We start from the raw sequence: 13,407 nt of genomic DNA, 5'->3' as shown, positions 1-13,407 counted from the left end.
GAATAAAAATATTTATCCTTAAAGAAGGAATATAGTAATTTATGTCGAATATATTTATTCTTGAACATAATAATTTAAGATAGGTGGGATTGTTTAGTGATATCAGAAGATATCATTCAAAAAATAAAAGAGGAAAATGACATAGTGGATTTGATATCCGAGAGCGTGAAACTTAAAAGAACGGGTAGAAATTACCTGGGATTGTGTCCTTTTCATCATGAAAAAACCCCTTCTTTTAGTGTATCTAGAGATAAGCAAATATACAAGTGTTTTGGATGTGGTGAGGCAGGAAATGTATTCACTTTTGTTATGAAATCTAAAAATTTAAGTTTCCCTGAAGCAGTAAAATTTCTGGCGGATAGAGTAAATATAGATATAGATTTTGATAAAGACAATGGCCGCAGGAAAAATACTTTTCAAAAACTATATAGGTTGAATGTGGAAGCTGCGAGATATTTTTTTAAATGTTTAAGTGTAAATAGAAAAGCTAAAGAGTATTTGTCGAATCGAGGTATAACTGAAAATATTATAAAGAAATTTGGGCTAGGATATTCTGTAGACAGCTGGGATCATATGCTGAATTTTTTAAAATCCAGAGGTTTTTCGGAACTGGATATGGTTTCGGCAGGACTTATAATTAAGGGTAAAAAGGGAAATTATTATGACAGATTTAGAAACAGAATAATTTTCCCCGTATTTAACAACAGAGGGAAGGTTATAGGGTTTGGAGGAAGAGTTCTTGACAATTCTAAGCCCAAATATTTGAATTCACCGGAAACTTCTCTGTTTAAAAAAGGAATAAATTTATACGGACTTAATTTTGCAGTAAAAAATGATTTTGGAAGGGTACTTATAATTGTAGAGGGTTATATGGACTGCATAGCCCTGCATCAATATGGCATAACAAATGCTGTGGCTTCTCTGGGAACAGCTCTTACTGTGAATCAGGCTAAGCTTTTGGCACGATATGCAGATAAAGTTATAATATCCTATGATGCGGATACAGCAGGACAGATGGCTACTGTCCGTGGAATGGATATACTGAAAAGTGTGGGATTGGAAATTAAAGTACTGCAGATACCCAATGGTAAGGATCCGGATGAATTTGTCAGAAATAATGGGAGAGAGGAATTCCTGAAACTTGTGGATAAAGCTCTTCCACTTATAGAATATAGGATTCAAAATGTGAAAAAAGACATAGATTTCAATAACTCTGAAGGTACTGTAAAGTATGTTGAGGAGGTACTCAAAATATTATCCCAATTGGATCCTATAGAGAGAGACATATACCTGAAAAGATTATCGGAGGAAACAGGTATAAGGGATCAGGTACTTTATGACATGTTAAATAGAAGCAATGTTCAAAAAAATGTAAAAAAAGACGAAAATATGAATATAGATACAGGTTTTGGACAAAAATTATATTTAGAACCAGCATATTTAAAAGCTGAGAGGGCTCTTTTAAAACTTATGCTGGAAAGTGACGGTGCTTTTGAATATTCATCAAATCAAATAAAGGTTGATGACATCATATTGGAAAGCCATAAAAAAATATATAAGTATATAGCGGAAAATATGAAATATGATATAGAAAAAAGGAAGGCACAGGTAGAGATGAAGTGTAATGACCTGGATACATCTAAGGAATGGGTTGAAATTATGGATACTGAAATTATGGACGATAATTGTGATTATAAAAGCTTGGTGGATAATTTCGCAGATAAGATTAAAAGACATAGATTAAATGAATCTAAAAATTATATTATAAAAAAAATAAAAGAATGTGAATCTGGAGGAAAGTTAAAAGAATCTTTAGAGTTGGCACAAAAGTTAATGGAAATACAAAAAAGGATTGGTGGAATGCAGTAATGGTTAAAGGAGGCAGCAAAATGAAGGATAAAAGTTCAAAGATGCAGCTGGTCAAAAAACTTATGGAAAAGGGAAAGAAAAATGGTACCTTGACTTATAAGGAAATAATGGACGAATTGGAAGAGGTGGACTTAAGTCCTGAACAGATAGAAAAAATATATGAAACACTTGAATCCATAGGAGTAGAGGTAACCGGAGATATGGGTGAAGCGGAGGTAAATGAAAAAAATTTGGATCTGTCAGTTCCAGAGGGTGTGGCCATAGATGATCCTGTTAGAATGTATCTGAAGGAGATAGGAAAAGTTCCACTGCTTCTACCGGAAGAAGAGATATCTCTGGCAAAGAGAATAGAAGCAGGAGATCAAATTGCCAAAAAGAAACTGGCAGAGGCTAATTTAAGATTAGTGGTCAGCATAGCAAAGAGATATGTGGGCAGAGGAATGTTGTTTCTGGATTTGATCCAGGAGGGGAATCTGGGGCTTATAAAGGCAGTAGAGAAATTTGACTATCGAAAAGGATATAAATTCAGCACATATGCTACCTGGTGGATAAGGCAGGCAATTACAAGGGCCATAGCAGATCAGGCTAGAACAATAAGAATACCCGTTCATATGGTAGAGACTATAAATAAACTTATTAGGGTTTCAAGGCAACTGCTGCAGGAGCTTGGAAGGGATCCTCATCCGGAAGAGGTAGCTAAAATAATGGAATTGCCTGTAGATAAGGTTAGAGAGATTATGAAAATAGCTCAGGAACCAGTATCTCTTGAAACTCCTATCGGAGAAGAAGAAGATAGCCATCTTGGAGATTTTATACCGGACGATGAAGCACCTGCTCCGGCGGAGGCTGCAGCTTTTACCATGCTGAAGGAACAGCTCATAAATGTGTTGGATACTTTGACTCCAAGAGAAGAAAAGGTATTGAGATTGAGATTTGGATTAGATGACGGCAGAGCCAGAACTTTGGAAGAGGTGGGAAGAGAGTTTAATGTAACCAGGGAGAGAATAAGACAGATAGAGGCAAAAGCTCTTAGAAAACTAAGACATCCAAGCAGAAGTAAAAAATTAAAAGATTACCTGGATTAAAGCACCCATAAGTGGTGCTTTTACTATTTTCAGTTTTCATCTCAAAGTGGAGTCACAGTAAATGAAGATTTCTGGCAAATACTAAAAGTGAGCTGCAGGCAACCATTGATTTTTTACTTTGAATTTTATGATATAATGATTAATAAAGAAGGTGATGGTGGAGTGAAAATTACCTATAAAGCTGAAAAAGGGACAGGAGTATATTTTATCATAGGTCTGATGTTTTTATACGATGCTTTTATGATATTTTTGATGAAATTTGTAAACTCTTTTGAAATATACAACCTGCTGAAATTGATATTCATATCCCTTAATATATACCAGCTTTATTATATTATTATCTGCAGTACGCTCAAATACTTTATAGATGAAAATAATTTGTGTATAATCAGTGCATTGGGATTTAAAAATGAAAAAATTCCTCTTCAAAGTATTCAGATGTATCAGAAATCACGGGGATATATAAAAGGAGTAAAGCTTGCTGGATATGTTGGAAACAAATTTGCCATAGGCAGATCTTTTATTGATAAAATAGGTAATACGTATATGTTTGCTACTTCAACTAAAAATGTAATATATTTAAAAACAGGTACTGTAAATTACGGATTGTCTCCAGAAAATTTTCAAGAATTTGAGGAAGAATTAAAAAAAAGAAAAATAATCTGTTCCAGGTGGGAAAATAAATTGAATAAAAACATTATAATAAGCAAGGAGCCCAAATTTTTTATCCCATTTATAATCACAGCTGTTATAGCTGTTGTGCTTACCTTAAATCCAGTAGTTATGTATCTCTATGGACATTTACCGGATAGAATGCCTGTTAGCTTTGATACAAGATTTGTGGCTGTAGAATTCGGGACAGGCAGGCAGTTTGCATTCAAGCAGATGTTCTATGGGCTTTTGAATATGGGAATCCTGTTTTGTATGTACTATGCAGGGTATATTTACTCTAAATATGATAAAAAGTATTCTTACAAGTATGTGTATATATCTTTAATAGTAGCGGTTTTTTATTTCATTATGCAGATTAAAATATTCTGTACATTTAGATAGTGGTATCATATTAGATATTAAAGTTCAAATATAAAACGTCAAATAATGAAGATTTTCGGAAAGAACCGAAAATTAACCTCAATTGTGAATTGTTATGAGATTGGAGAACGGAGAATTGTATGGAAATTAGTTTAAGGCTTAAAGCTGTGGCACAGATGGTGGACAGCTGTCATTGTGCAGCAGATATAGGTACGGATCACGGATATATTCCTATTTATTTAATAAAAAATCATATTTGCAATAGAGCCATAGCATCGGATATAAATGTGGGGCCTATAAAGAGAGCGATACTTAATGTAAAATTTGAAAATTTGGATGATAAAATAGACTGCAGGATTGGAGAGGGTCTTTCCACCATAAATCCGGGAGAAGCCGAGGAAGTGGTAATTGCAGGAATGGGAGGGAATCTCATAGTAAATATAATAGAAAGCCATATGGAGGTATTTGAAGAATCAAATTCATTTATACTTCAACCCATGCAGAATTCAGAAGTATTGAGAGAGTACATCTATAAAAAGGGTTTTAAAATAATAGATGAGGAATTGTGTATTGACGAAAATAGATTTTATGAGATAATGAAGATAGGATATGATACCGTTGTAAAAAAGGTTGATAGTATATTTTATGAAGTGGGAAGGACTCTGGTAGAAAAAAAACATAAATATCTTTCTGAATTTGTAGAAAAAAAGATAGAAAATTACAGCAGGATAATTTTGAATATAAAAGGTCATACTGAATTGGCCAATAAAAGGAAGCTGGAGTTACAAACCAGAATAAAGAGATTGCAGGAGTTGATATGATGTATCTGAAAATAATGGATATACATAACATAGTTGAAAAATATGCACCTTCCATACTCAAAGAGAGCTATGACAATGTAGGTCTTATGGTGGGCGATATGGAGTGCAGGGTTACATCTATACTTGTGGCTTTGGACTGTACCTTGAAGGTTATAGAGGAAGCAAAACAAAATAACTGTAATCTTATATTTACACATCATCCGCTTTTGTTTAAAAGGCCGGATAGTATAACTTCAGATAATTTGCTGGGTGAAAAGATAATAAAGTTGATAGAAAGCCATATAAATGTATATTCCTGTCATACCAATCTTGATTCTGCAGAAGGAGGAATAAATGATATAATTGTGGAATTACTTGGTTTGAATTCCGATGATATTGTTGATCCTATAAAAACTGAGAGCAGGCCAGGATGCAAAGATGGGATAGGAAGGATCAGCCAGTTGGAGGAACCTATTATCTTAAGCGAACTCTGCAATAGAGTGAAAAAGTATCTGGAAATGTCTTCCTTGAGATATGTGGGAAATGAGTTTAAGCTTATAAAAAAAGTGGCAGTGATAAATGGAAGCGGACAGAGTTATTTTAATAAGGCCAGATTACAGGGTGTTGACTGTATAATTACAGGAGATACTACTTATCATTATGTAAGTGATTTTGAGGAACAGGGTATGGCTGTAATTGATGCAGGTCACTTTGGCACTGAATGGCCTGCCATGGAAAAGGTGGCAGTATTTTTGCAAAAACAGATAAAATCTCTTGGATTTGAAAACAGTGTAGTCTTATCAAAAATCAATAGAGATCCTTATAAATATAAGTAGAAATGAAACTGAATTCATTTCTACTTTTTTTATCCGAATGCTGTCATTGCCAATACTCCAACGCACTCTGTGAAAGCCACTGTCACCAAATCAAAGAATTTGGGATATCTGCTTTTCTTAAAGTTGGAGATAAGCACTGCTGCACACCTGGATAAAGTGATTCTTGAATTTGGATTTACAGAGATAGGAGGAGAAAATAAATGTTAAATTTACTTCTTGAAATTCAGAAAAATAGGGAAATTATAAAAAAAACCAAGAAAACTTTGAAAGAAGAATCCAATAATAGTTTTATGAAAAAAATAAAAAGGGAATTTGAAGAGGAAAAGTTGAAATACAAAGCTTTAGATTCCAAGCTCAATGCTACAAGAGAAAATATGGGGCAGTTGGAAAAAAAACTTGAGCATATGAAAGAAGAAGTAAAACAGGAGGAGAGCAAGCTCTACGGAAACTTAAAATATGATTTGAAATTTATAAGTACTCTGGAAAAATCAGTTAAATTAAAAAAAGATGAGGTAAAAAATCTGGAGGAGATCAATCTTAATATGATGTATGAAGAAGAGAGTCTTGTGCAGGAAAAGGATGTCAGCAGAAAAAAATTAATTCATATGAAAAATGAATTTTGTAACAATAAAAAAACTATCGGTGAAAAAGCGCTTAAGGCTGAGGAAGATATAAAAAAAGCTGAAAAAAATATATTGAGCCTTGAGAGGAAACTTCCACCAGAATTATTGGATAAATTCAATGAATTATGTGCTGTTAAAGGTACGGGAGCTGCAAGATTGTCGGAAGGAGTGTGCCAGGGATGCAGGATGAAGGTATCCGCCATAACTATAGATGATATCAAAAAAAATAAAGACATTGTCTATTGTGATAATTGTGGAAGAATAATATACTATAGAGACAATAATGAGTAAAGCATATTGGTTAATTTAGAACTATTGTGCACGAGGTGATGAAAATGAAATTAATCTGTATTGGAGACAGTTTAACCTATGGGTATGGTCTTAAGAGAGATAAAGTCTGGACAAATGTGCTTGAAAAAAAGCTGAAGGCTGAAGTGATAAATAAAGGTGTATCGGGAGATACATCGGCGGGTATGCTGGCCAGGCTTCATAATGATGTTGTTTTAAACAACCCCACACATGCCATGATCATGGGAGGTACCAATGATCTTGTCTGGGGTATGGATACAAAACAAGTTATATCTAATCTGGCTACTATGGCCTTTCAGCTTATGCAAAACTGCATAATGCCTGTATTTGGGCTGTCAGTACCTGTCTGTACTGAATTGGCAAGAAAGAACTGGGGATTTATGTCTGATTTTAGTGAAATGAACAAAAATTTGGGGACATTGAATGACAGCATAGTGAAGTTTTCTAAAAATTATAACATACAGGTAATAGATTTTTATTCTGCCTTTATTGGAAAGAATGGAGAGGGACAGGAAAAATACTATGCTGACGGACTTCATTTAAATGTCGATGGAAATATAAAAATGGCAGATATGGCTTTTAATGCAGGAATAATGAAATTTTAAAATTACTATTGTAATATAGTATCAACTGTGATATTATGAAGAACGTAAGTAAATCAGACAATCGCTGCTGTAGAATTACAGGAGAGGAAAGTCCGAGCTTCATAGGGCAGGGTGCTGGGTAACTCCCAGTCAGGGTGACCTGAAGGAAAGTGCAACAGAAATATACCGCCAATTTTATTTGGTAAGGTTGGAAAGGCGAGGTAAGAGCTCACCAGCACAAGGGTGACTTTGTGGCTATGTAAACCCCATCTGAAGCAAGATCGAATAGGAAAGCATAGAAAAGTGGCCCGCTTTGCTTTCGGGTAGTATCGCTGGAGTCCATTGGCAACAATGGACCTAGATAGATGATTGTCTAATACAGAACTCGGCTTATAGATTTACTTGCCGCCTGAAAACACTGGGCTTGTAGCTTGGTGTTTTTCATTATTTAAGGAAAGGTTGTAGTATTTATGAATCCAATAGCTTTTTCCATCAATGGGTTTGAAATAAGATGGTATGGAATAATGGTAGCTCTAGGTGTTTTATCAGCCATTTTACTGGCTAATCTTAATTGTAAATATAAAAAGTATAATTTTGATATTTTGATAGATGCCTTTTTAGTATCATTTCCATTTGCAATTATAGGTGCAAGGCTTTATTATGTTATTTTTCGATTTAAATATTATAATAATTTAATGGATATGATAAATATAAGACAGGGTGGTCTTGCAATTCATGGAGGAGTTATATTCGGCCTGCTGGCTGCATATATATTCAGCAGATATAAAAAGATTGATTTTATAAAGCTGGCGGATGTGGTGGCACCGTCCCTTATACTTGCCCAGGCCATAGGAAGATGGGGAAATTTTTTTAATGGTGAAGCCCATGGTGGCCCTGTAAGTTATGAATTCATAAGCAGGTTTCCTTCTTTTATACAGAAGGGAATGTACATAGATGGTGTTTATTACCATCCTACATTTTTATATGAATCCATTTGGAATATAATCGTATGTGGTATTTTAATATATATTTTTAGAAAAAAATATAGGAAGGGTTCAGTGATAACGGCCTATATAGGACTGTATTCTCTTGGAAGGTTTTTTATAGAAGGATTGAGAACGGACAGCCTGATGCTTGGAAGTATGAGAGTTGCACAGCTGGTAAGCTTGGTGGGGATCATATTCAGCATAAGTTATTTTATATATTTGAGAATTAAAAAAACAAGGGATTGACTTTTAAATCCCTTGTTTAAATATTTTATTCTGTCAATGTCAGTTCAAGTGTCTTGGTGGATCCGTCTCTATAAACTACTACCGAAACTGTGTCTCCAGATTTATGGGTGGCTTTTATCTGATTTATTTCATCCACAGATTTTATTGACTTATTATCGAATTTTTGTATTATGTCTCCTGTTTTCAATCCAGCTTTTTCAGCCGGGCTGGATTTTTCAACCTCTTTTACGTAAACTCCCTGAGGTATGTTATATTGCTGTGACAAACTGGAGTCCACGTCCATACATACAATTCCAACTTTCAATATGGGTTTTAGCAGACCATTTAATTTTGAAGATACAGTATTTATGGGAATGGCAAACCCTATACCTTCAACTCCATCTCCGCCTATTTTAGCAGAATTTATTCCTATGACCTGTCCAGCAGAATTTACTAGAGCACCACCGCTGTTTCCAGGATTTATAGCTGCATCTGTCTGTAAAAAGCTTTGGGTAGTGTTTCCCACGGCAATTTCTCTTTTCGTAGCACTTATAATACCGCTTGTGACGGAGCCTAAGAGTTCCTTGCCAAGAGGATTGCCTATGGCAACTACCGGGTCCCCTACCTGAACGTTGTCAGAGTTTCCAAGTTCGGCAACTGCAGGCATATCAGTTTTAGTGGTAACTTTTATTACAGCCAGATCCTGATTTTCATCGTAATTTACAACTTTGGCGGATACAGTTTTGTTGTTGCTCAATATTACGTTTATACTTTGGGCACCCTGTATTACATGATAATTGGTGAGTATATATCCATCAGAATTTATTATAATGCCGGAACCCATTCCATCGTCCTCACTGCTGTTCTGCCCATCCGAAAAACCAAAAATATTGGAGGATTCGGATATTGACTTGGTGGAAACACCTACTACTGCAGGACTTACTTTTTTTGCTATTTCCGCCACAGTAAGACCGCCTTTATTTGAAGAGGATGAAGTGGATATAGGAGAAGCCTTTGCCTGTGAGGCTGTAGTTCCCGATGAGCTCATACTTTCATAAAGAGGAGTATTCTTGAAAAACTCAGTATTGGGAACCACATACAAAAATGCTGCAGCAGATAGAGAACCTCCTATCAAGCTTGATATCAGTGCTATAGCTATATAGGAGAAAATTTTTTTACCGCCAGAAAATTTTTTAGTAAATTTATTTTTATAACGGGATAGTATACTCATTCTTGCAGTATCTTGATTCCTGTCATAGTTATTATCCATCATAAATCCCTCCTTAAGAAATTTTTATTGAATTGTTATTATGCTTATATGATAAATTTTATTTGTTACAGTTATATGTCAAAACTGTAAACTAGTTATGACAATTCTGTTTACTATATGTTACAGATTTTTTGAATTTTTAGCTAGAAAAGTATTGATATAATTATAATAGTACTATATAATTATTTTTTACACGATTAATTAGGAGGATAAATAAATGAAGGATGAAATGTAATATAAGGCCTGTGACAACCTTATAACCAATTGGTTGAGATTGGTGTATGGAAGTGTGAATAATTTCCACAATGTGAAGTTGTCAAAGTATGATCTGACCACATCCCAGGGAGGTAATTTTATTTGGAAAGTTCAATTAAATTAAGAGACAAAAAGGTAAGCAAGTTATTGTTGGAATTTTCCATACCTGCTATAATCGGTATGCTGGTAAATTCCATGTATATTGTAATAGACAGAATTTTTATAGGAAGAGTTGTAGGTGCAATGGCCATATCAGGAGTAAGTTTGACTTTCCCCATAGTCATACTTATAATGGCCTTTGGAATGCTGGTTGGAATTGGTGCTGCTGCAAGTATCTCCATCAAATTGGGACAGGGTAAAAAGGAGGTCGCAGAGCATATATTGGGCAATGCACTGATACTTCTTATTATAGTAGCCGTAGCAGTTACTATATTGGGTCTTATATTTGTAGAGCCTATGCTTATAGCCTTTGGGGCAAGCAGTAATACATTGGCTTATGCCAAGGAGTTTATAGTCATAGTGATTGCAGGATCTATTTTTCAAATAATAGGTTTTGGACTCAACAATGTAATACGCTCTGAGGGAAATCCTAAAAAAGCAATGAATACAATGCTCATAGGTGCTATAACCAATATAATTTTGGATTATATATTTATATATTTGCTTCATTTTGCCATAAAAGGCGCAGCTTCGGCTACTATAATTGCCCAGTTTACAAGTATGATATGGGTGCTTCATTATTTCCTGAGAGGGAACAGCATGCTCAAGATAAAAAGAAAAAATCTGAGCTTGAAAATTGAAACAGTGAAAAATATATTTTCAATAGGTATGTCACCTTTTGCTATGCAAATTGCAGCCAGCCTTGTAAATGTAGTGCTGAACAGGAGTTTGGGAATATACGGCGGCGATTTGGCTATAGGAGCCATGGGTATAATCAATGGCATAGTCACCATGATATTTATGCCTATATTTGGAATCAACCAGGGATCCCAGCCCATAATAGGATTTAATTATGGAGCCAGATTGTATGACCGTGTTAAGAGTGCACTTAAATTGGCTATTATGGCAGCTACGGCTATATCTGTGACAGGAACCTTGTGTGCTTATCTCTTCCCCTATGCACTGGTGGGTCTGTTCAATAAAACAGATGCTGATTTGACGGCTATAACGGTAAACGGCATCAGGATATTTATGCTTTTATTCCCCATAGTGGGTTTTCAGATAGTGAGCGCCAACTTTTTTCAGGCCATAGCGAGGGCCAAGATATCCATGTTTCTGGCACTTTCAAGACAGGTAATAGTTCTCATTCCCATGCTCCTGATACTGCCTAGAATATTTGGATTAAACGGGGTATGGATGGCAGCACCTGTTTCCGATACAGTGTCAACTATTCTCACAGCCCTATTTTTGGCTTTTGAGATTAAAAAACTTAGATTAGATGAAACAGTGAATTCCTCAAGGGTTTCAACGGAATGTGCAAAATAATTAAGTATTATATTAAAAGCAAGGAGACAAATTTTCATGGATAGGCCGCAGGAATCTATTTTATTAGGGGAAACTTATGAAAAATCTATGGACAGACAACAGAGAAGGGAGACGGGAAGTTTTTATACACCTGGTTATATAGTGGACTATATAGTGGAGAATATTATGTCCAATTTGGATGTGAAAAAGAATCCTTTCGTGAAAGTACTGGATCCCTCCTGCGGCAGTGGCTACTTTTTAATAAAAGTATATGAAGTACTGATGAAAAAGTTCAGTAACAATCTGGAATTTATAAGAGATGAATTCAAAGAAGAAATTTATAGAGTACAGGGCAAAAACGGAACTGAATTTATAAAAGGTGAACAATACTGGCAGCCATCCAATTTGAGTTTTCATATACTCAGAGAATGCATATACGGTGCGGATATAGATGAATTTGCCGTAGAGCTGGCAAAAATAAATTTACACAATAAAAGTGGAATTGATTTAGAGCTTAAATATAACATTGTATGCTGCAACAGCTTGATAAAATGGGAAAAAGGACATGGCCGGGAAGAATACTGCAGCTTGAAGGCTGAAAATATATCCGGGTTTTGGGGAAAAAAGTATGATTACATACTGGGGAACCCCCCCTGGATATCTCTCAGCAGAAAATATAGAAAAAATATAAAAGATAATTTGATGGATTATTATATTGCAAACTATAGGGGAAATACATATCTGCCCAATTTATATGAGTATTTTATTGAAAGATCCATGGAGCTTTTGGCACCTCATGGAAGGTTTGGATTCATAGTTCCCGATAGGTTGGCCAGCAACCTTTACTATAAAGATTTTAGGAAGAGTTTGCTTCAAAATTATAATATATTGAATTTGGTTTTTGAAATAGAGTTTCCGGAAATAAATGCGGATTCCATGATCATTATAGCTGAAAATGGATTGAAAAAATATAACAAGATAAAGATAAATATATGTAAAAAAAGGACATATACTGTAGAACAGCAGCAGTATATGAAAAATATGAATTATGAATTGACCTACTGCTATAATTCTAAGAGCCTGGATATAAAGGATTGCATTGAGAAATCAAGCAAAAGGCTTTCTGAATTATGTAATACCTTCACCGGCTTTATAGGGTGCAGTGAAAAAATAGACGCAAATAGAACACAGCTTAATCAGGTTAAAATATTGAAGGGTGAAAATATAGATAAATTTAAAATATTGAACAGCTGTTATTATGATTTTGTTCCTGAAAATATAAAAGGCGGCACCAAGGATATAAGAAAGCTCGGAAGTAAGAATAAAATAGTTATAAGAAAAACTGGTAAAAAGTTAATAGCAGCACTGGATTGTGAAGGATATATAATAGAACAATCCCTGTATGGCATAATGTGCAGGAACAAGAAGAATTTTATCTGCTATATTCTGGGAATTTTGAATTCCACCTTGATACAGTGGTACTATTTGAACTTTCTGATAACAAACCCCAATTCAACCCCCCAGATTAAAAAGTACAGCCTGGATCAGATCCCAATATGTGAGTGCAGTCCCAGGTATATGAGGACAGTGGAGAAATTGGTCAATAAAATAATGTATGAAAAAGGAGAAAAAGGTATATTTGAAAAAAAATTAGACGAAACTGTATTTGATCTATATAATATTGATTATAAGTACAGAGATATTATAATTGATGAAGTACAAAACAGCGGATGTAGTAAAAAACCAAATTGGGGGGATGATTTATGATAACCTTGTTTTGCATTCTATTTGTAATACTGACCTTGTATCTGGTATTATCTCTGGTGGGAATTGTAATACTGCCTATTGTAGGAATTGTAATGGTGATAGCATTTGTTGTTGCTGTAATTGGTATTATTTTTAAAATTGTATTTTCACTGCCATTTTTAATACTTGTTATAATATTGGCGCTGCTGTATATGTCAAGGAATAAATGATGGAGAATTGATATTTGATCTTTACGCTTTAAATTAAAATATTCGATATGTAACGAACTATATAAGTGATGTGAGCTATATAATATTTATTTG

12 protein-coding genes and 1 other RNA gene are annotated in these 13,407 nt (G+C 34.6%); 12 read left to right on the top strand and 1 reads right to left on the bottom strand.

From position 1 onward, the window contains the following. The first annotated feature begins 96 nt into the window (after nt 1-96). From dnaG to lgt, 9 genes are all read left to right on the top strand, one after another. On the top strand, nt 97-1,869 hold the full coding sequence (dnaG, locus tag CLLU_RS16165; protein WP_106010808.1) for a DNA primase: 1,773 nt from the start codon (nt 97-99) through the stop codon (nt 1,867-1,869). Continuing rightward, the gene (gene rpoD / locus CLLU_RS16160) at nt 1,869-2,954 is read left to right on the top strand and encodes an RNA polymerase sigma factor RpoD (RefSeq protein ID WP_106010807.1); all 1,086 of its coding nucleotides are present in this window, start codon (nt 1,869-1,871) and stop codon (nt 2,952-2,954) included. Before dnaG ends, rpoD begins: the two co-directional genes overlap by 1 nt. A gap of 162 nt (nt 2,955-3,116) precedes the next feature. Then, nucleotides 3,117-4,007 (top strand): PH domain-containing protein, encoded by an 891-nt coding sequence (locus CLLU_RS16155; RefSeq protein ID WP_242977705.1) that lies wholly within the window; start codon nt 3,117-3,119, stop codon nt 4,005-4,007. A gap of 119 nt (nt 4,008-4,126) precedes the next feature. Then, a complete protein-coding gene (locus CLLU_RS16150) occupies nt 4,127-4,807 on the top strand; it encodes a tRNA (adenine(22)-N(1))-methyltransferase (RefSeq protein WP_106010806.1) in 681 nt (226 codons plus the stop codon). Beyond that, nucleotides 4,807-5,622, top strand: coding sequence for a Nif3-like dinuclear metal center hexameric protein (locus CLLU_RS16145; protein WP_106010805.1), 816 nt, complete (start codon nt 4,807-4,809; stop codon nt 5,620-5,622). Before CLLU_RS16150 ends, CLLU_RS16145 begins: the two co-directional genes overlap by 1 nt. Nucleotides 5,623-5,822: 200 nt before the next feature. After that, nucleotides 5,823-6,536 (top strand): zinc ribbon domain-containing protein, encoded by a 714-nt coding sequence (locus CLLU_RS16140; protein WP_106010804.1) that lies wholly within the window; start codon nt 5,823-5,825, stop codon nt 6,534-6,536. A gap of 44 nt (nt 6,537-6,580) precedes the next feature. Continuing rightward, a complete protein-coding gene (locus tag CLLU_RS16135) occupies nt 6,581-7,159 on the top strand; it encodes a GDSL-type esterase/lipase family protein (protein WP_242977704.1) in 579 nt (192 codons plus the stop codon). A gap of 45 nt (nt 7,160-7,204) precedes the next feature. Beyond that, an RNA gene (rnpB, locus tag CLLU_RS16130) (RNase P RNA component class A) lies at nt 7,205-7,547 on the top strand. A 61-nt stretch (nt 7,548-7,608) separates the two neighbouring features. Next, nucleotides 7,609-8,370, top strand: a complete 762-nt coding sequence (gene lgt, locus CLLU_RS16125) for a prolipoprotein diacylglyceryl transferase (protein ID WP_106010802.1) — start codon at nt 7,609-7,611, stop codon at nt 8,368-8,370. Between the two features lie 25 nt (nt 8,371-8,395). Here the strand turns inward: lgt and CLLU_RS16120 are convergent, their stop codons facing one another. Continuing rightward, nucleotides 8,396-9,580 carry a S1C family serine protease gene (locus CLLU_RS16120; RefSeq protein ID WP_420536057.1) on the bottom strand — a complete coding sequence of 395 codons (1,185 nt, stop codon included), beginning with the start codon at nt 9,578-9,580 and terminating at the stop codon, nt 8,396-8,398. A gap of 396 nt (nt 9,581-9,976) precedes the next feature. On the opposite strand from CLLU_RS16120, the gene CLLU_RS16115 reads away from it, so the two are divergent. The 3 genes from CLLU_RS16115 to CLLU_RS16105 are packed head-to-tail and all read left to right on the top strand — an operon-like array spanning nt 9,977 to nt 13,314. Further along, nucleotides 9,977-11,359, top strand: coding sequence for an MATE family efflux transporter (locus CLLU_RS16115; protein ID WP_106010800.1), 1,383 nt, complete (start codon nt 9,977-9,979; stop codon nt 11,357-11,359). A 36-nt stretch (nt 11,360-11,395) separates the two neighbouring features. Then, complete coding sequence (locus CLLU_RS16110) at nt 11,396-13,105, top strand: TaqI-like C-terminal specificity domain-containing protein (RefSeq protein ID WP_106010799.1); 1,710 nt, start codon at nt 11,396-11,398, stop codon at nt 13,103-13,105. Beyond that, nucleotides 13,102-13,314, top strand: a complete 213-nt coding sequence (locus tag CLLU_RS16105; RefSeq protein WP_106010798.1) for a hypothetical protein — start codon at nt 13,102-13,104, stop codon at nt 13,312-13,314. The genes CLLU_RS16110 and CLLU_RS16105 overlap by 4 nt, the downstream gene beginning before the upstream one ends. The last annotated feature ends 93 nt before the right edge of the window (nt 13,315-13,407 follow it).

The organism is Clostridium luticellarii (assembly GCF_002995845.1).
Taxonomy (GTDB): domain Bacteria; phylum Bacillota; class Clostridia; order Clostridiales; family Clostridiaceae; genus Clostridium_B; species Clostridium_B luticellarii.
The sequence above is the reverse complement of the archived record's forward strand: the minus strand, read 5'-3'. Positions and strand labels throughout refer to the sequence as shown.

What these genes read in the sequence shown, in the direction of transcription:
- rpoD (WP_106010807.1), top strand. Translation starts at nt 1,869, where the DNA reads ATGGTTAAAGGAGGCAGCAAAATGAAGGATAAAAGTTCAAAGATGCAG.
- CLLU_RS16150 (WP_106010806.1), top strand. Translation starts at nt 4,127, where the DNA reads ATGGAAATTAGTTTAAGGCTTAAAGCTGTGGCACAGATGGTGGACAGC.
- CLLU_RS16145 (WP_106010805.1), top strand. Translation starts at nt 4,807, where the DNA reads ATGTATCTGAAAATAATGGATATACATAACATAGTTGAAAAATATGCA.
- CLLU_RS16140 (WP_106010804.1), top strand. Translation starts at nt 5,823, where the DNA reads ATGTTAAATTTACTTCTTGAAATTCAGAAAAATAGGGAAATTATAAAA.
- CLLU_RS16135 (WP_242977704.1), top strand. Translation starts at nt 6,581, where the DNA reads ATGAAATTAATCTGTATTGGAGACAGTTTAACCTATGGGTATGGTCTT.
- lgt (WP_106010802.1), top strand. Translation starts at nt 7,609, where the DNA reads ATGAATCCAATAGCTTTTTCCATCAATGGGTTTGAAATAAGATGGTAT.
- CLLU_RS16120 (WP_420536057.1), bottom strand. Translation starts at nt 9,580, where the DNA reads ATGAGTATACTATCCCGTTATAAAAATAAATTTACTAAAAAATTTTCT.
- CLLU_RS16110 (WP_106010799.1), top strand. Translation starts at nt 11,396, where the DNA reads ATGGATAGGCCGCAGGAATCTATTTTATTAGGGGAAACTTATGAAAAA.
- CLLU_RS16105 (WP_106010798.1), top strand. Translation starts at nt 13,102, where the DNA reads ATGATAACCTTGTTTTGCATTCTATTTGTAATACTGACCTTGTATCTG.